15 protein-coding genes are annotated in these 18622 nt (G+C 65.4%); 8 read left to right on the top strand and 7 right to left on the bottom strand.

Features of this window, described 5'->3' with window-relative positions:
* Window positions 1-104 precede the first annotated feature (104 nt).
* The 5 genes from QFZ88_RS11760 to QFZ88_RS11740 form a co-directional block, all read right to left on the bottom strand.
* A complete protein-coding gene (locus QFZ88_RS11760) occupies window positions 105-1658 on the bottom strand; it encodes a trimethylamine methyltransferase family protein (RefSeq protein WP_024922899.1) in 1554 nt (517 codons plus the stop codon).
* A gap of 91 nt (window positions 1659-1749) precedes the next feature.
* Complete coding sequence (locus tag QFZ88_RS11755) at window positions 1750-3042, bottom strand: flavin monoamine oxidase family protein (protein WP_051504825.1); 1293 nt, start codon at window positions 3040-3042, stop codon at window positions 1750-1752.
* Between the two features lie 5 nt (window positions 3043-3047).
* Window positions 3048-4130 (bottom strand): substrate-binding domain-containing protein, encoded by a 1083-nt coding sequence (locus QFZ88_RS11750; RefSeq protein WP_024922897.1) that lies wholly within the window; start codon window positions 4128-4130, stop codon window positions 3048-3050.
* Window positions 4131-4173: 43 nt separating this feature from the next.
* Window positions 4174-4893: a transcriptional regulator BetI gene (betI, locus tag QFZ88_RS11745; RefSeq protein ID WP_024922896.1), complete on the bottom strand. Its 720-nt coding sequence runs from the start codon at window positions 4891-4893 to the stop codon at window positions 4174-4176.
* Between the two features lie 6 nt (window positions 4894-4899).
* On the bottom strand, window positions 4900-5715 hold the full coding sequence (locus QFZ88_RS11740) for a class I SAM-dependent methyltransferase (protein ID WP_024922895.1): 816 nt from the start codon (window positions 5713-5715) through the stop codon (window positions 4900-4902).
* Between the two features lie 229 nt (window positions 5716-5944).
* Here QFZ88_RS11740 and QFZ88_RS11735 point away from each other — a divergent pair, with 229 nt between their 5' ends.
* Window positions 5945-6184, top strand: coding sequence for a hypothetical protein (locus tag QFZ88_RS11735; protein WP_024922894.1), 240 nt, complete (start codon window positions 5945-5947; stop codon window positions 6182-6184).
* 230 nt (window positions 6185-6414) lie between these two features.
* Here the strand turns inward: QFZ88_RS11735 and QFZ88_RS11730 are convergent, their stop codons facing one another.
* Entirely contained in the window at window positions 6415-7482 is a 1068-nt protein-coding gene (locus tag QFZ88_RS11730; RefSeq protein WP_024922893.1) for a dipeptidase, read from the bottom strand.
* A 151-nt stretch (window positions 7483-7633) separates the two neighbouring features.
* Between QFZ88_RS11730 and QFZ88_RS11725 the strand changes: the two genes are divergently transcribed.
* Window positions 7634-9148 (top strand): malonate--CoA ligase, encoded by a 1515-nt coding sequence (locus tag QFZ88_RS11725; RefSeq protein WP_024922892.1) that lies wholly within the window; start codon window positions 7634-7636, stop codon window positions 9146-9148.
* A 279-nt stretch (window positions 9149-9427) separates the two neighbouring features.
* On the opposite strand, the gene phaR is transcribed toward QFZ88_RS11725, so the two are convergent.
* Window positions 9428-10054, bottom strand: a complete 627-nt coding sequence (phaR, locus tag QFZ88_RS11720) for a polyhydroxyalkanoate synthesis repressor PhaR (RefSeq protein WP_024922891.1) — start codon at window positions 10052-10054, stop codon at window positions 9428-9430.
* Window positions 10055-10333: 279 nt separating this feature from the next.
* Here phaR and QFZ88_RS11715 point away from each other — a divergent pair, with 279 nt between their 5' ends.
* The 6 genes from QFZ88_RS11715 to QFZ88_RS11690 all read left to right on the top strand — a co-directional run bounded on the left by QFZ88_RS11715 (window position 10334) and on the right by QFZ88_RS11690 (window position 18441).
* Window positions 10334-11518, top strand: coding sequence for an acetyl-CoA C-acetyltransferase (locus tag QFZ88_RS11715; RefSeq protein ID WP_024922890.1), 1185 nt, complete (start codon window positions 10334-10336; stop codon window positions 11516-11518).
* Window positions 11519-11655: 137 nt separating this feature from the next.
* A complete protein-coding gene (gene phbB, locus QFZ88_RS11710; protein ID WP_024922889.1) occupies window positions 11656-12381 on the top strand; it encodes an acetoacetyl-CoA reductase in 726 nt (241 codons plus the stop codon).
* Between the two features lie 851 nt (window positions 12382-13232).
* Window positions 13233-16571 (top strand): helicase-related protein, encoded by a 3339-nt coding sequence (locus tag QFZ88_RS11705; RefSeq protein WP_024922888.1) that lies wholly within the window; start codon window positions 13233-13235, stop codon window positions 16569-16571.
* A 46-nt stretch (window positions 16572-16617) separates the two neighbouring features.
* A complete protein-coding gene (locus QFZ88_RS11700; RefSeq protein ID WP_024922887.1) occupies window positions 16618-17004 on the top strand; it encodes an RNA-binding S4 domain-containing protein in 387 nt (128 codons plus the stop codon).
* A 150-nt stretch (window positions 17005-17154) separates the two neighbouring features.
* The gene (gene fdxA / locus QFZ88_RS11695) at window positions 17155-17493 is read left to right on the top strand and encodes a ferredoxin FdxA (RefSeq protein WP_024922886.1); all 339 of its coding nucleotides are present in this window, start codon (window positions 17155-17157) and stop codon (window positions 17491-17493) included.
* Between the two features lie 363 nt (window positions 17494-17856).
* On the top strand, window positions 17857-18441 hold the full coding sequence (locus tag QFZ88_RS11690) for a CarD family transcriptional regulator (protein WP_024922885.1): 585 nt from the start codon (window positions 17857-17859) through the stop codon (window positions 18439-18441).
* The last annotated feature ends 181 nt before the right edge of the window (window positions 18442-18622 follow it).

The raw sequence follows: 18622 nt of genomic DNA, 5'->3' as shown, positions 1-18622 counted from the left end.
TCTCGCCTTGACGAGGGCAGCCGCCTTACCCTGCCTGGGGACCAGGGCGGAAGTTGAAGGACCCCGGCTGCGGGCCGGGACCGACCGCCGATTGGCGCGCCCGCTCACGAGACCGGTTCAGCGCCGCCTTGCCCGGTTCGCTTCGCGATGAAGGCGTCGAGGACCTCGGCGCGGCCGGCGGTGGAGGCCGGAGGCTCGAATTCAGCGAGCGTTCGTTTCCAGACGGTGTTGGCGCGCTCCGTCGCCGTGCGCGAGCCTGCCTCGGTCCACGAGCCGAAATTGGAGAGATCGGCGACCAGCGGTTCGTAGAAGGCGGTGCGATAGCGCGTCATGGTGTGCCGCGCGGCGAAGAAATGTCCGCCCGGCTGCACCTCGGCGATGGCATCGAAGCCGATCGCGTCGGCATCGCCCGGGACGGCGGCGCAGAGTTCGGCGATGGTCTGCAGCGCCTCGATGTCGGTGACCAGCTTTTCGAAGGAAACGCTCAGGCCGCCTTCCAGCCAGCCGGCGGCGTGGATGCACATCGTGGCTCCCGCCAGCACCGTGCCCCACAGCGAGAACTGGGTTTCGTGCGCGGCCTGCGCGTCGGAAACATTGGCGGCGCTGCCGCCGCCGGAACGCCATGGCAGGCCGATGAAGCGCGCGAGCTGGCCGGAGCCGAGCGTCGCCTTGACATGTTCGGGCGTGCCGAAGGCCGGAGCACCGGACTTCATGTCGACATTGGAGGAGAAGCTGCCATAGACCACCGGCGCGCCGGCGCGGCTGATCTGGGCGAGCGCCAGCCCGGCCAGCGCCTCGGCATGCTGCAGCGTGAGCGCGCCGGCAACCGTGATGGGCGCCATGGCACCGGCCAGGCAGAAGGGCGTGATGACCGACATCTGGCCGGCCCGCGCGAAGTCGATGATGCCTTGCGCCATCGGAATGTCGAGCATGCGGGGCGAATTGGTGTTGATGACGGTGTAGCAGTAAACGTTCGACAGGAAGTCGTCGTCGGAAAGGCCACGCGCCAGGCGCAGCATCTCGAAACAGTCTTCAACCTGCGGCGCGCCGCGCGCGAAGACAAAGGGCAGCTTGTCGGAAAGCGTCAACTGCGCCCGGTTGACCGCATAGTGGCGGAACCGGTTGTCGACGTCCTGGGCCTCGATGAACGGGCCCATCATATGCAGGGCATCGAAGCTCTGGACGATGCGGACAAGATTCTCGAAATCGGCGAGGTTGCCGGGGCGGCGGCCCCGGTCGAGGTTCGTCACGTTGGGGGCGCCGGAGCCCGCCAGGAAACTGAGCGTGCCCGTTTCCAGCACAAGGTCCCTCGATCGGTCGCCGGCATAGGCCCGGATCGACTTCGGCGCGGAGGCAAGGGCTGCCGTGACGATGTCGCGGCCGATGCGCACCATTTGCGTCTCTTCATCGACGACGGCGCCGGCGCGACGGTAGAGTTCGCGCGCTTCCGCCAGCAGCACCTTGATGCCGAGCTCTTCCAGCACGCGCAGCGCGGTGTCGTGGATGGCGGCTACCTGGTCCTCGGAAAACACCGGCTGCGGCAGGAAGGGGTTGCGCAGAGTGCGGTAGTCGGGCTTGCGCCGCGCGGCGTTCCCCGCTTCGTCACCCCTGACGCGCCGTCTTTCGCGGCGGCTCTCCGTCACCACTGCGTCGATCATGGCCGCGACGATATCGGTATTGGCGGACCGGGTTCCGCCGGAAAAACGACGCCGGCGGGTCGCGTTTTCGGGCCCAGGTCGGCGCGAGGTTTTACCCTAGCGGGTCGAGGCCGACCGGCAGGTCGAACATATCGCAGACCGCTTCCGCCGCCCGGCGCCCGCTGACGATGGCGCCTTCGACATAGCCGGGAAAAGACAGCGACAATTCCGAACAGGCGAAATGGATCGGCGACGCGCCGGCGCGAAGTACGGCTTCGGCATCCTGCGCGGAAAAATCGGCGACGCTGTCGCTGTAGCCGCCACCGCTCCACGGCTCGTCGCTCCAGTCGCGGGCGGCAAAGTCGAGCACGTCGCGGGCGTCGGTGCCGAGCGCCGCGACCAGCCGGTCCAGCACCTCGGCGCGCATGCCGTCGGCGCCGAGCGCGCGCAGCCGCAAGGCCAGCGGACCGCCGGCGAAGACGGTCAGGATCGTGTGGCCGTCGTCGCGGCTGGTGTCGCAGGCGAACAGCCCGTGGATGTCGCGCCACAACACCATGCCGTTGCGGCCCTCGTCGCGCCAGAAGGCGCGGGCGTAGCGAAGCCGCATCTTGATGACCGTGCCGCAGCGCCAGGCGCCGAGCGCCCCGGCGAGCTGCGCCGGCAAGGGCGGCGAAAAGGCGATGCGGCTGGCGGTGACGGGCGGCACGGCGACGACGACGTGTAGCGCCTGAAACGGACCGGCCGGCGTCACCACAACAACGCCAGACTCTTCGCGGCGGATTTCGGTTACCGGCGTCGACAGGCGGATGCGGTCACCGAGCCCGGCAGCGAGGTCCTCGGCAAGCCGGTGCATGGTCTCGCCCGGAAAATATTGCAGCTCCGAGACCTCGTTGGTGATGCGACGGTCATTGTCGACGAGGTACCACAGGGGCACGGCGTCGAGCGGCTGGCACCACAGGCCCTCTATGGTCGACCGGAAAGCCGACTTGGCATCGGCGGCGTCCGGCTGGCGGGCCAGCCAGTCCGCCACGCTGAGGTCGCGAATGGCCGGATCGGCGGGGTCGATCGCGTTCATGCGCTCGCGAATGGCGAAACTGGCCAGCCAGAGCGCCTCGCCGTCTTCCTCCGACATGGACGGTTGCAGGGTGAAGGCACCGTCGGTGGGCGCCGGCACCAGGGTCTTGCCGTGGCGGAATGCCAACGCCATCACCTGAGGCATGTCCTCGCACAGGAACTGGCCGCCGCTGTCGTAGCGGTCGCCGAGACCATCGATCCGGGATTCGACGCGACCGCCGACGCGCTGGCGCGCCTCCAGCACCAGCACTTCGAGGCCGGCGTCGCGCAGGGCCAATGCAGCAGAAAGGCCGGCAAAGCCGGCCCCGATGACGATCACGTCATGGATCATGCCGTTCAATACCCCGCTTTGATCTTCTCGAATTCGGCAATCATCTTCTGCTTGAGTTCCGCCGGGATCGGCGACTGGAACAGCGTCTTGTCGACGAATTTGTCGACATCGTCGTAACCCTTGCCCTTGAGCAGGGCCGGGTCGACCGCCGCCATGCCCTTGGCATTGGCCTGACCGTAACCCCAGTTCTTGACCAGCACATTGGCGACGTCGGGCTCGTTGATGGCGTTGAGGAAATCATAAGCCTGGTCGGCATTGCCGGGGGCGTCCTTCAGCCTGACATAGCCGCAGACCCAGGTGGAGATGCCTTCCTTGGTGTCACGGTTGGCCTTGATCGGGGCGCCGGCCAGCACCGACTGCGCGGTGGCGTCGTTCCAGGCCCAGGCGAGGTCGATCTCGTTGCCGGTCAGCGCCTGGACGATGTTGGTGGTGTCGGTCCAGTAGAGCCGGACATTCTTGTGCACTTGCCGCAGGAAGTCCGACGCCTGCTTGAACTGGTCGTCGGTCATCTGGGTCCAGTCCTTCAGCCCGATGACGAGAGCGGCCAGCGCGTAGGCGTCGTCGACATTGTCGCCGATCGAGACGCGACCCTTGAATTTGGGGTCGGCGAAGGCCTTCAGCGACTGAACGTCCTTTTCATCGACCTTATCGGAATTATAGGTGAGCTGGGTGTTGCCCCAGTCCCAGGGCATGAACCAGGCGGTGCCGTCGGCCGAGGTGGCCAGGTCCTTCATCTTCATGATGCCGGGGTTCAGGTCCTTCCAGGCGGTGATCTTGGAGGTGTCGAGCGGCTGCAGCAGGCCGGCGTCGCGCCATTTCACCACGCTTTGCGAACAGGGATGGGCAAGGTCGGACTTGAAGCCGGAGCGCAGCTTCTCGAACGCCTCGTCCTCGTCGCCGAAGAAGGCGTAGGTCGGGGCGCTGCCCTGTTTCTCGGTGTATTTGGGATGGAATTCCGGCAGCTCGTAACCCGCCCAGTCAAAGACGACCAGGTCGCTGCCAGCGGAATGCGAGGCGGTGGTTGCCGCCGCCGCCAAAACGCCTGCCAGCGCCAATGCCATCGTCCAATAGCGGGTTTTCGTCTTCATCTGGATTCCCCTTTTGCTGCGGGCCGGCGCCCGTTCGTTGTTGTCAGGTCGCCATACGGCGGATTCCGCTCGCCGCGCGGGCGAAGTGTTTCGGGAACGCGGTGAGCAGGAATTCATTGGCCGAGGTCAGCGCCGTCTCCCGCGACACGTCCTCGACGCCCATCATCAACCGCAGCCAAAGCCCTTCCAGAAGCGCGCTCAACGACAGCGCGAGCGCCTGCGGCTCGTAGGCATAGCCTGCCTGCTGGCCGAGCTTGCCGCAGAGGTCTTGCATCAGGTTCTGGTAGGCGGCGTCGCGCGCGCCCGACAAAGCCTGATAGGTGGGGCGCGACTTGGCCTCGCCCCAGAAGGCGCACCAGGCGGCGAGTTTGCGCTTGTTGCAGACGGCGCGGTCGAAATCCGCCACCACCAGGGCCAGCAATTGGGCGGCCGGATCGTCTCCGGCCTTGGTGTAGGCGGCGCGCCAATGCGCCGAATATTCGTCGTACATATGCTGCAGCGTGGCGACGAGCAGCTTCTCCTTGCTCTCGAAATGGAAGTTGACGATGCCGCGCGACAGGCCGGCGCCGTCGGCGACGTCGGCCATGGTGGTGTCGGCATAACCGCGCTTGGCCAGCGAATCGATCGTTGCCTCGATCAGCTGCAGCCGGCGCACTTCCTTCGAGGCCTTGCGGCCGCGCTTTTCAGGCCCGCCCCGCTGCTCGGGCTCGGCGGGTTGTTCTTCCAGGTCGATGGTCTTCATCGGCGAAACGGTCTCCTGCATACCCGGCTATCCAATCTCGCCGGGCTTCCAGCCGCGCAGATGAGTGGGGCGGTGCTCGCCCGAGTCAAGCACCTTCTGCATCGCCTCCCAGGTGCGGATGTTCTTGTCGACATAGGCGGCGCCGACCGCCCTGGCGGCAACCGCGTAGAGCGGGCCTTTCAGGCGTTCCAGTTCCGCCCGCGCCACCTCGCGATACCACGGGTTGCGGTCGCGGGTGGCGACGCCGACGAAGCCGGCCTCGCGCATCGCCTCGGCATAACGCATCGGCGAGGCCATGGCGAAGGACAGGCCCTCGGCGGCGACATAGTTCTTCATCGCCGGGGACGGCTCGTCGTCATGGCCGATCAGCCAGTCGCTGGCGGCAAAGACGCCGCCTGGCTTCAGCACCCGGAAGATCTCGGCAAACAGCGCCTCCTTGTCGGGCACATGCAGCAGCGCGTCCTTGGAAAAGACGACGTCGAAGGAGGCGTCGGCGAAGGGCAGCGGGCCCGGCGGGGCCTGGACGAAGACGGCGCGTCCTTTTATCTCAGCCGCCTTCGCCCGCCCGCGCGCCGCCTCTACGACCGGCAGTTCCACGTCGAAACCCGTCACCTTGGCCAAGCCATGCCTAACAAGCAGGTGCAGCGTGATGCCGCCGGCGCCGCAGCCGATATCGAGCAGGCTCTTGCCCTCAAGGGCGAGGCCCTCGACGATGCGGTCGACCTCGTCGGGGCCGCCGGGCGACAGATAACCTTCGCCCCAGAGCGCGGCCAGGAAGCGGATCGCGGCATCGTCATATTCCGGGCCGGCATCCGGTGCGCCCGCATGCGTCGTCCTGCTCATCGGGTATCGACCCCAAGTGCTGACTGACTGTTTCCGATGCCACAAAGCGTAGCGCGTCGGCGGGAAAACGCAAGATAATTTGCTGAACATTCATTCAATATGAACAGGGCGGGTCGGGCCGTGGCATCTTCGGCAGTCGGCAGTCGGCAGTCGGCAGTCGGCAGCGCCGTGTCGTTCTGGCATGATGCCGGCGCCGGTCGGTGGGGCGGGCGCTCGCGAGGTGGATCTGATGACGGAAGCCGAGGACGCCGAGGCGCTGGAACAATGGGCGCTGGTCAACACGCCGCTCGGCGAAGCCTGGTCGGGCCGCGCCCGCTACGCGGCGGCGATGTATTTCTACAAGCGCGGCGAGATGGATGCCGAGACGCTCGAAGTCTACCGCATCTGCTCCCGGCTCGACGCCGAGGACCCGCTGGCGATCATCCGCGATCGTAAGGTGGGCAAGGCGTGGCTGGAGCGGATGGGTTGAGGGGGGTCTTCCTTCTCCCCTTGCGGGAGAAGGTGGATCGGCGCGTAGCGCCGAGACGGATGAGGGGTGTTGGCCGGAGCGCAGCTTTGCAGGATGAGGTGTCGTTGAATTGAGGCGCTGGTTCTGAAGCGCCTCGTTTCTTCCAGCACCCCTCATCCGACCTCGCCCGCGGCGGCTTTGCCGCCGGGGCTCGGCCACCTTCTCCCACAAGGGGAGAAGGAAGCGGCGCATCACCCGATCGACTTTTCCAGCACGCGCAGCCAGTTGCGGTAGGCGATCTTTTCGATGAGGGCGCGGCCATAGCCGTGCTTGGCCAGCGCGTCGGTGAGCCTGGGCAGGCCGGCGGCGTCGCCGATGGTGGCCGGGATCATGGCGCCGTCGAAATCCGAACCCAGGCCGACGCGATCCTCGCCCAGCGCCTTCAACAGCGCATCGATGTGGCGCACCATCACCTCCAGCGGCGTGTCGGCATTCATGCGGCCGTCCTCGCGCAGGAAGCCGGTGGCGTAGTTCAGGCCGACCATGCCGTCGCTGTCCTTGATGGCGCCGAGCTGCCACTCGGTCAGGTTGCGCGAATGCGGACACAACGCGTGCACGTTGGAATGGGTGGCGACCAGCGGCGCATCGGAAAGCCTGGCGACGTCGCGGAAGCCTTTTTCGTTGAGGTGGGACAGGTCGATCATGATCTTCAGCCTGTTGCAGGCCTTGACCAGCGCCTTGCCGGCATCGGTCAGCCCGTCGCCGGTGTCGGGCGAGGACGGGAAGCGGAACGGCACGCCATGACCGAAGGCGTTCGGGCGGCTCCAGACGATGCCCAGCGAGCGCAGGCCGGCGGCGTGCAGCACGTCGAGCATGACGAGGTCGGTGTCGATCGCCTCGACGCCCTCGATGTGGAAGACCGCGGCCATCGTGTTCCTGGCCATCGCTGCGCGGATGTCGGCGGCGCTGCGGCAGATGGCGAGGGCGCCGGCCCGTTCGAGCCGGAGCAGGATCGAGGCCATGGCGAGCGTGCTTTCCTGCGCGACCGAACGCGGCAGTTCCGGCGGCAGCGGCTCGTTGTCGCTTGGCAACGAGATGACGCCGTCGTCCTTGGCCTTGCGCTCTTCCTGCGGCGGCGGGAAGATGGCGAACATGCCGCCGATCAGGCCGCCCTTCCTGGCGCGCGGCAGGTCGATGTGCCAGCTGGCCGGCGACCCTTCGATGAACAGCTTTTCGACATCGGACTGGCCGGACTGGTAGAGCTTGAGCAGCGTGTCATTGTGGCCGTCGAAGACGGGGATCAGGTCGGTCTCGGTCATGATGGGCTTTCGATGTTGGGAAGCGGAGCTGACCCGCCCTAATTAGGGCGCGGCGCCGCGACAGGCAAATGCCAGAAGGCGACTTGCGCTTGTCACTGGACCCCGGCCATGCTGCAAGGGCCCGACCCGTTTCGCTTCGCTGGAGACCATCTTGGCCAACACGCTCTACGATGCCCTGTTCAAGCCGCATGAAGCGAGCGAGGCCACCTTCCTGCGGCTGAAGGACGGGTCGACGGTTTCTTATGCCGGCTTCCTCGCGCTGTCGGCGCGGTTTGCCCATGCCATGGCCGAGGCCGGCATTACGCCCGGCGACCGCGTGGCGCTGCAGGCCAGGAAATCGGTGGAAGCGCTGGCCGTCTACGCGGCGGCGGTGCGCATGGGCGCGGTGTTCCTGCCGCTGAACACCGCCTATACGGCCGCCGAGGTCGACTATTTCGTCAGCGATGCCGGCGCGAAACTGCTGATCTGCGACAGTGCAAGCGAAGCGGCGCTGCGGTCGGTGGCCGACAAAGCGGGTGCTGTGCTGATGACGCTTAGTGGCGACGGGTCCGGCACGCTGAAGGACAGGGCGCAAGGCAAGCCCGCGACCTTCGCCCCGGCTGAACGTGGGCCGGACGATCTCGCCGCCTTCCTCTACACCTCCGGCACCACCGGGCGCTCCAAGGGCGCGATGCTGACGCACGACAATCTGCTCTCCAATGCCGAGGCGCTGGTCGATACGTGGCGTTTCACCAAGGACGACGTGCTGTTGCACGCCTTGCCGATCTTCCACACGCACGGCTTGTTCGTGGCGACCAACGTCATTTTGCTCGCCGGCGGCTCGGCGGTCTTCCTGCCCGGCCTCGACCTGGACGACCTTGTCGCCAACATGCCGGTGGCGACGACGATGATGGGCGTGCCCACCTTCTATACGAGGTTGCTGGCCGACCCCCGGCTGACGCACGAGCTTGTCGCCCATATGCGCCTGTTCGTTTCCGGCAGCGCGCCGCTGCTTGCCGAGACGCACCGCGACTTCGAGGCGCGTACGGGCAAACGCATTCTCGAACGCTACGGCATGACCGAGACCAACATGAACACCTCGAACCCCTATGAGGGCGAGCGCCGCGCCGGCACTGTCGGCCAGCCGCTGCCGGGCGTCTCCGTCCGCATCGCCGACCCGGACACCGGCAAGCCCGTGGCTGCGGGCGGCATCGGCGTCATCGAGGTGAAGGGCCGCAATGTCTTCAAGGGCTACTGGAACATGCCGGAAAAGACCGCGCAGGAGTTTCGGGTCGACGGCTATTTCATCACCGGCGATCTCGCCACGCAGGATGCTGACGGCTACGTCACCATCGTCGGCCGCGCCAAGGACCTGATCATCGCCGGCGGCTACAACATCTATCCGAAGGAAATCGAGCTTCTGCTGGACGAGATACCCGGCGTCGAGGAATCGGCGGTGGTCGGCGTGCCGCATCCCGACCTCGGCGAGGGCGTCGTCGGCATCGTCACCGCGCGCAAGGGCACGACGCTGGACGAGGCTACCCTGCTTGCCGGATTGTCGACGAAGCTTGCCCGCTTCAAGCAGCCGCGCCGCATCTTCGTGGTCGACGAATTGCCGCGCAACACGATGGGCAAGGTGCAGAAGAATTTGTTGCGCGAACGGTTCGCCGGGACGTTCAAAGGATAGATCGGAAAATCGTCATCCCGGAAGCCGGAGCGCAGCGAAGGCTATCCGGGATCCATTGGTCGCAAGCCGTCGGGCGCGGCCGGGTCCTCGCCTTGAACATTCGCGTCGCCGAACCCACGCTGCACGTTTCACGAAGGCTGACCCAAACCTAGATCCCGGCCGCGCTGCTCAATAGGCTCCGGGTCTGCGCTCGCTTTGCTCGCTTGCCCGGAATGACGGAGCGAGAACTTCGCGCCATGCCATCCACATGGCAATCGCGAACCTGCCCCGTCTCGTCACCTACGAAAGCTTGTCCAGCTTGCGCTGCATGGCGGCGATCTGTTCCTTCAGTTCCTGCAGATCGTCGGTCTTTTCGGCCGGCTCCGCCTTGGCGGGTTCGGCTCTGGCCGGCTCGGCGGCCGTGCTCGAGGCACCGCCCGTCGCAGCCCCGGGGAAGGGCGTGAACATGCGCATGGCGTTCTGGAACATTTCCATGTTGCGCCGTGTCTGTTCCTCCAGCGCCTTCATCGGCGTCGCCAACTTCATCATGTCCATCGGCGATTTGCCGAGCGACGATTTCATCTGTTCGCGGAAGCGCTCCTGCTCCTTGGAGAAGGCGAGCATCGACTGTTCGAGGAATGACGGCACGATCATCTGCATCTGGTCGCCATAGAAGGCGATGAGCTGGCGCAGGAACGGAATGGGCAGCATGTTCTGCCCGTCCTTGTTCTCCAGCTCGAAGATGATCTGGGTGAGAACCGGGTGGGTGATGTCGTCGCCGGTCTTGGCGTCCTGCACGGTGAAGTCCTCGCCCTTCTTCACCATTTCGGCGAGGTCCTCGAGCGTCACATAGGTGCTGGTGCCCGTGTTGTAGAGCCGGCGGTTGGCATATTTCTTGATGACCACCGGTTCGTTTTTCGCCGCCATACAGCATCCTCCCGCGGATACCGGCGGGCCCGTAAGCGGCCGGTAACGATTGCTCCCAAGTCGAGGATATGCGCAAAACCGTCATAATTCCAAGCGGTTTGTGCAGTGCGGAAGCTTAGCGGGTTCTTTCGGCGCTGCAATATGCTGCGCAGCATAACTTACGCAGCCGCCGGGTCGCCCAGTGGGTGCCGATTTCCAGTTTGACTCAAGGGCTGGAACCGGCAAGAAAAGTCGAACGCAAAGCTTGCAAACCGTTCAAATAGAAGTCTGGAGAACAATATGTCCGCTTCCAACGCCATCGTCGTCGCCAGTGCCGCGCGCACGGCCGTCGGCTCCTTCAACGGAGCTTTCGCCGCGACACCCGCCCATGATCTGGGCGCGGTGGTGATCCGCGAATTGCTGTCGCGGGCCGGCGTCGAGGCGGCGGAAGTCGACGAGGTGATCCTCGGCCAGGTGCTGACCGCGGCGCAGGGCCAGAACCCGGCGCGCCAGGCGTCGATCAATGCCGGCCTGCCGATCGAGACGACCGCCTGGGGCCTCAACCAGGTCTGCGGCTCGGGCCTGAGGGCGATCGCCATCGGCATGCAGCAGATCACCTCCGGCGACGCCAAGGTGATCGTGGCCGGCGGCCAGGAATCGATGTCGCTGTCGGCGCACGCCCAGCACCTGCGCGCCGGCGTGAAGATGGGCGACTACAAGATGATCGACACGATGATCAAGGACGGGCTGTGGGATGCCTTCAACGGCTATCACATGGGCATCACCGCCGAGAACGTCGCCAAGCAGTTCCAGATCACCCGCGACGACCAGGACGCTTTCGCGCTCGCCTCGCAGAACAAGGCCGAGGCCGCGCAGAAGGCCGGCCGGTTCAAGGACGAGATCGTCGCCTTCACCATCAAGGGTAAGAAGGGCGACACCATCGTCGACCAGGACGAATATATCCGCCACGGCGCAACGATGGACGCGATGACCAAGCTGAAGCCGGCCTTCGACAAGGACGGCACGGTGACCGCCGCCAACGCCTCCGGCATCAATGACGGCGCCGCCGGCGCGCTTTTGATGACGGAAGCCGAAGCCGTGCGCCGCGGCATCACCCCGCTCGTGCGCATCGCCTCCTGGGCGACCGCCGGCGTCGATCCGTCGGTGATGGGCACCGGCCCGATCCCGGCGTCGAAGCGCGCGCTGGAAAAGGCCGGCTGGAAAGTGTCGGACCTCGATCTGGTCGAGGCCAACGAGGCCTTCGCCGCGCAGGCCTGCGCGGTCAACAAGGGCCTCGGCTGGAACCCGGACATCGTCAACGTCAATGGCGGAGCGATCGCCATCGGCCACCCCATCGGCGCGTCGGGCGCGCGCATCTTCAACACGCTGGTCTACGAGATGCGGCGCCGGGGCGCCAAGAAGGGGCTCGCCACCCTATGCATCGGCGGCGGCATGGGCGTCGCCATGTGCGTCGAGGCACTTTGATCGAAAACAAGACGGGCGGCCAAGGAGCCGCCCATTTTGTCTGTGAAGGTTGTTTGTGAAGGCCCGGCATAAGGGTCGGTTTCAAAAGTCCGTCATACGGACCAGCCATTGAATGATGCAGCAAAAAGGGGAAACGCATGACAAAGGTCGCACTCGTCACCGGAGGCTCGCGCGGCATCGGCGCCGCGATCTCGATCGGCTTGAAGAATGCCGGCTACACCGTCGCGGCGAACTATGCCGGCAACGACGAGGCGGCGGCGAAGTTCACGGCTGAAACCGGGATCAAGACCTACAAATGGTCGGTGGCCGACTATGACGCCTGCGTCGCCGGCGTCAAACAGGTGGAGGCCGATCTCGGCGCGGTTTCGGTGCTCGTCAACAATGCCGGCATCACCCGCGACGCCATGTTCCACAAGATGACGCCGCAGCAGTGGAAAGAGGTGATCGACACCAATCTGTCCGGCGTCTTCAACATGTCGCATCCGCTGTGGAGCGGCATGCGCGACCGCAAGTTCGGCCGCATCATCACCATCTCCTCCATCAACGGCCAGAAGGGCCAGGCCGGCCAGGCCAACTATTCGGCCTCCAAGGCCGGCGACATCGGCTTCACCAAGGCGCTGGCCCAGGAGGGCGCGCGCGCCGGCATCACCGTCAACGTGATCTGCCCGGGCTACATCGCCACCGAAATGGTCAAGGCGATCGACGAGAAGGTGCTCAACGAGCGCATCATCCCGCAGATCCCGGTCGGGCGGCTCGGCGAGCCGGAGGAAATCGCGCGCTGCGTGGTTTTCCTGGCCTCCGAGGAAGCGGGCTTCATCACCGGCTCGACCATCTCGGCCAATGGCGGGCAGTATTTCAGCTGAGGGTAGAGCTTTACCTTCTCCCCTTACGGGAGAAGGTGCCTGAGCCTGGCGGCACAGCCGCCATGGCGAAGGCGGATGAGGGGTGCTGGAAGAAATGGGGCGCATCAAAACGAACGCCTCAGTTCAACTTGATCCCACATTTTGCAGAGATGCGCTCCGTCCAACACCCCTCATCCGACCTCGCCTTCGGCTCGGCCACCTTCTCCCTCAAGGGGAGAAGGAGACGCGCGCCACCGTCCCATCCCGGCACACAAAAGTTAACGGCTGACGGGAGGCTTAAGAACATTCGCCCGGCCAAGTTGTGAATCGTCGGTGGACAAGCTGTGCACAACACAAGATGTTGGGGTGAACAAACCGGGAAACTTTCGCCATCGCTGATTCGTCGCCGATTCGTTCCGGCTTTGAGCGGATTGTTAATGGAAATGGCTGTCGCGACCGCGAAATTGGTTAATTGCCGTTAAGAAAGACGTGCGATTTCAGGTGCTTGTTCCCTGTCTCCGGTTAGCCGGCATAGCGACGGGGCTCGCTTGCCGGCAAAAGTTAACGGCGATGTTCCGCGGCCGACATGCGAGGCGGTTAGCCGATTCAGCATGTGGTGCGATTGGCCGGTCACAGTCCCACATATAGCCGTGAACGAAACATGAATCATCACGAGTCAGTGATTCGTCGCCGATTCGTTCCAGACTCGTTCCGGACGTTAATGGCGCGGTGCAAAAACCGGCATGCCGAACCCGGCTGCGACGGTTTTGCGAACATTGTGCTTTCGCTTCGTCGCGTGAATGCCTATGTGTCGCCAGTCGCCGGGCTTGCCCGGTGCCGATCACGGGAAAAAGGTCCCTGCTTCCGGGCTGATGAACATCCATCCCAAATCGAATGAGCCGTTGATCCTGTCGGGCCGCGACGTCACGGCGGTGCTCGGCCCGACCAACACCGGCAAGACCCATCTCGCCATCGAGCGCATGGTGGCGCATGAGAGCGGCATCATCGGCCTGCCGCTGCGCCTTCTGGCGCGCGAGGTCTACACACGTCTCTGCGAGAAGATCGGCGCCCACAAGGTTGCGCTGGTCACCGGCGAGGAAAAGATCCAGCCGGCCGGGGCGAAATATTCCGTGCATACGGTCGAGGCGCTGCCGCGCGAGACCGACGCCGCCTTCGTCGCCATCGACGAGGTGCAGCTGGCTGGCGATCTCGAGCGTGGCCATATCTTCACCGACCGCATCCTCAATCTGCGCGGTCGGCAGGAGACGCTGCTTCTGGGTGCGGCCACCATGCACGGCATCCTGCAGAAGCTGCTCAGGGGCGTTTCGGTGGTGACCAGGCCGCGCCTGTCGCATCTCGCCTACGCCGGCTCGAAGAAGCTCACCCGCCTGCCGCGGCGCTCGGCCATCGTCGCCTTCTCGGCCGACGAGGTCTATGGCATCGCCGAGCTGATCCGCCGCCAGCAAGGCGGCGCCGCCGTCGTGCTCGGCGCGCTGTCGCCCCGCACCCGCAACGCCCAGGTGGCGCTCTACCAGTCAGGCGATGTCGACTATCTGATCGCCACCGACGCGATCGGCATGGGGCTCAACCTCGATGTCGACCACGTCGCCTTCGCCCAGAACCGCAAGTTCGACGGCTATCAGTACCGCAATCTCACCGCCGCTGAGCTCGGCCAGATCGCCGGCCGCGCCGGCCGCCATCTGCGCGACGGCACGTTCGGCGTCACCGGCCAGGTCGATCCGTTCGACGAAGACCTGGTGCAGAAGATCGAAGGCCATGACTTCGAGCCGGTGAAGGTGCTGCAATGGCGCACCGCCAGCTTCGACTACGCCAGCCTCGACGCGCTGAAGCGCTCGATCGAGACCAATGCGCCGGTGGAAGGTCTGACCCGCGCGCTGCCGGCGGTGGACGCGCAGGCGCTGGAATTTTTGTCCAAGGACGGCGAGATCCGCAGCCTGGCGACGGGCCGCGAGCGCGTGGCGCTTCTGTGGGAAGCCTGCGCGCTGCCGGACTACCGCAAGATCGCGCCGGCCCAGCATGCCGACCTCGTCGCTTCCATTTATATGGACCTCGCCAGGCGCGGCCATGTCGACGAAGCCTACATGGCCGAACAGGTGCGCCGCGCCGACACGACCGAGGGCGACATCGACACGCTTTCGCACCGCATCGCGCAGATCAGGACGTGGACTTTTGTATCCAACCGTCCAGGTTGGCTTGCCGATCCGACACACTGGCAAGAAAAGACACGTGAAATCGAGGACAGATTGTCGGACGCGTTACATGAGCGGTTGACGAAACGCTTCGTTGATCGCAGGACTTCCGTCCTCATGCGGCGCCTTAGAGAAAATACCATGCCTGAAGCCGAAATCAGCCCTACCGGAACCGTCCTCGTCGAGGGCCATCATGTCGGCGAATTGCAAGGGTTCCGCTTCACGGCGGACCAGGGCGCCGGCGGCGAAGACGCCAAGGCCGTGCGCGCGGCCGCGCAAAAGGCGCTGGCTTCCGAATTCGAAGCGCGCGCCGAACGCTTCGCCGCGTCCGGCAACAATGACATCGCACTTGGCTCCGACGGCGTGCTGCGCTGGATCGGTGCGCCGATCGGCACGCTGGTGGCCGGCGAGGACGCGCTGAAGCCGCGCCTGGTGCTTCTGGCCGACGAACAACTGACCGGCCCGGCCCGCGACAAGGTGGCGGCGCGCGCCGAGCGCTTCGTCAATTTCCAGATCGAGCAGTTCCTGAAGCCGCTGGTGGACCTCAAGAACGCCGAGCAGCTGACCGGTATCGCGCGCGGCATCGCCTTCCAGCTGGTCGAGCATTTCGGCCTTATCAACCGGCGCGACATCGCCGAGGAGATGCGCACGCTGGACCAGGAAGGCCGCGCGGCGCTGCGCCGGCTCGGCGTGCGCTTCGGCGCCTACCACGTGTTCGTGCCGTCGTTGATCAAGCCGGCACCCGCCGGCCTGGTGACGCTGTTGTGGGCACTGAAGAACGACGGCAAGGAAAAGCCGGGCTTCGGCGACGTCGTGCATGCGCTGGCTTCCGGCCGCACCTCCGTCGTCATCGACCAGGCGTTCGACAAGGCGTTCTACCGGCTTGCCGGCTACCGCAATCTCGGCCGCCGTGCGGTGCGCGTCGACATTCTGGAGCGGCTGGCCGACCTGATCCGGCCGGCGACCAACTGGAAGCCGGGCCTCGGTCCGCGTCCGGACGGCGCCTATGACGGCCAGGCCTTCATGGTGACGCCGCCGATGATGTCGATCCTCGGCGCCACCGCCGACGACATGGAAGAGATCCTCAAAGGTCTCGGCTATCGCGCCGAGCCGAAGCCGGCGGCCGAGGTGAAGGCGAAAACCGAAGCGCTCGACGCCGCCGTGCGCGAGGCAGCGGAAGCCAAGGCGGTGGCCGACGCGGCCGCGAAGGCGGCACGGCAGGCGGCCGATGCTGCCGCTGCGCAAGAGGCCGCGCCGAGCGCCGACGAAAGCACCGCCGAGGCGACGGACGAAGCAGCCGCCAGCGCGGAGCCGGCCGAACAGGTTTCCGAGCCGATCGCTTTGGCGGAAGAAACGGTCGACGCGCCGGATGCTGGCGACGAGGCTGTCGTGGAGACGGCCGAGCCAGTCGCTGAGGTTGCCGAGACAGCCGAGCCGGTCACCGATGAAGTCGAGTTGGCTGCGGAAACGGCCGAGCCGGCTGGCGAAGCCGAGAAAGCCGAGCCCGTCGTGGCGGAAGCTGCCGCGGCTGCTCCGGAAGCCGAAGAGAGCAAGGCCGACGCGACTGCCGCAGAAGCAGAGGAGCCGAAGCCGATTCTTCTGTGGCGGCAGGCGCGTTTCGAACACCGGCGCGACAACCGCCACCAGCGCGGCAATCGCGGCAACCAGCCGGGTGGCGAGCAGAACCGCCAGCCGGGCGGTCGCGAGGGCGCCGAGCAAGGCAATGGCCGCGAGCGCTTCTCCCGCGACCGCTCCAAGGAGCGCGCCAATGGCGATGGCGGCCGCCCGGGTCGTCCCGGCGGCAAGCCGCAGGGCGACCGCCAGGATCGGCGCGAGGGGCGCGGCGACTGGAAGGGCGGCAAACCCGACGGTCGCCGGCCGGAGGGCAAGGGCGGCAAGCCGGCTTTCCAGCCGAAGCCGCGCGAGGAGCGCCCGGTGCGCTTCGATCCCGATTCGCCATTCGCCAAGCTGGCCGCCTTGCGCGACCAGTTGAAGAAGTAGATGTCGCGGCCAGGCCTTTCGGCGCGCCGCCTCGGGTTTTGAACCGATGGCCGCCGAGGGTCGCCAGCGCATCGACAAGTGGCTGTTCTTCGCCCGCGCGGTGAAATCGCGCTCGCTGGCTGCGAAACTGGCGGTGGCGGGCCGCGTTCGCATCAACCGCGACAAAGCAACGCAGGCGTCCGATCTGGTCAAGATCGGCGACGTGCTGACCATCACGCTCGACGGCCGCATCCTGGTGTGGAAGGTGTTGGCACCCGGCATCCGCCGTGGCCCGGCGGAGGAGGCGCGCACGCTTTACGAGGACATGTCGCCGGCGCCAACGCCGAAGGCCGAGACTGTGCCCGACGCGATCGCGCCGCTGCGCGATGCGGGCAGCGGCCGGCCGACCAAGCGGGAACGGCGGCAAACCGATCGTCTCAGGGACGAAAACTGAGGACGCGCGTGCCGTCGCGCATCGTGCCGTGGAAAGCTATTCCGACCTGGGCCAATTCCTTGGCATGCGCCGGCCTTGCAAGCGCGCGGCAAAGACGTTACCTGACCGGCAACAATAGAAAAGAGAACGGGACCTTCCCGGAGCCGCCTGATGACCTACCTCGTCACCGATAATTGCATCAAATGCAAGTACATGGATTGCGTCGAGGTGTGTCCGGTCGACTGTTTCTACGAAGGCGAGAACATGCTCGTCATCCACCCGGATGAGTGCATCGACTGCGGCGTGTGCGAGCCGGAGTGCCCTGCCGACGCGATCAAGCCGGACACCGAGCCGGGGCTCGACAAGTGGCTGCAGATCAACACCGAATACGCCGAGAAGTGGCCTAACATCACCACCAAGAAGGACGCGCCGGCCGACGCCAAGCAGTTCGACGGCGAGACCGAGAAGTTCGAAAAGTACTTTTCAGCGGAGCCGGGCGGCGGCGATTGACGCCTTCCAGGCGCGGGGCTGCGACAACAGGATTGTGCTAACCACCTTGACATAGGTGGTTGCGTGTATCCTTCGCGCGTGCAGCAAAATCTTGATTCTTGCGGCTTTTTGTGTTACACGGAAAAAACATGCCGATGACACAACGTCGATTTATGGCGCAGACGCCCCTAATCATCGAAAGGTGAATTCCATATCCGGACCAGAGCACTCTGGGTCAGGCGGACGCAGTCTTGCGGCCGGCCGGCGCAGGACTTTTCCGGTGGGTTTCGCTTGTTGTGTGGCATTCCGGGCCGGATCTGATCCGGCGGCCCCAGTTCTGCCGGCAGAGACCTGCCGGCACCACAACAAGGAGTTCAGGGCGTAATGGCAACGACAACCCCGCAGAAGAAGTCCGTATCCGCAGCACGTCACGGTTTCAAGACCGGCGAGTTCATCGTCTATCCGGCGCACGGCGTCGGCCAGATCGTCTCGATCGACGAGCAGGAAGTGGCGGGCCACAAGCTGGAGCTGTTCGTCATTGATTTCCAGAAGGACAAGATGCGCCTGAAGGTGCCGGTCGCCAAGGCGACCTCGATCGGCATGCGCAAGCTTTCCGAAACCGACTATGTCGACCGCGCGCTGAAGGTGGTGCAGGGTCGTGCCCGCGTGAAGCGCACCATGTGGTCGCGCCGCGCCCAGGAATATGATGCGAAGATCAATTCCGGCGACCTGATCTCGATCTCGGAAGTGGTGCGCGATCTCTACCGCGCCGAAAACCAGCCGGAGCAGTCCTATTCCGAGCGCCAGCTTTATGAAGCCGCGCTCGACCGCATGGCCCGCGAGATCGCCGCCGTCAACCGCATGTCGGAAACCGAAGCCGTGCGCCTGATCGAGGTCAACCTCAACAAGGGCCCCAAGCGCGGCACCAAGGCCGACAATGAAGAGACCGAGCAGGAAGAAGCTGCCTGAATAGCTCCTTCCGATTGAGTTCACGAAAACCCGGCCGAAATGGCCGGGTTTTTTGTTTTGGAGGCAATCTCGACCTTCCCTTGTGGGGCTCGGCGGCGTGGCCGCTGAAGCGAAAGCGATCAGGGGTGCTGGACGGAGTTTGAGCGGTCGCGCTCCGTCCAGCACCCCTCATCCGCCCTCG

The sequence above is a fragment of the Mesorhizobium sp. YL-MeA3-2017 genome (genome assembly GCF_030814575.1).
In the GTDB taxonomy this organism is placed as follows: Bacteria; Pseudomonadota; Alphaproteobacteria; order Rhizobiales; family Rhizobiaceae; genus Mesorhizobium; species Mesorhizobium terrae.
This window is presented reverse-complemented; position numbering and strand designations above follow the sequence as displayed.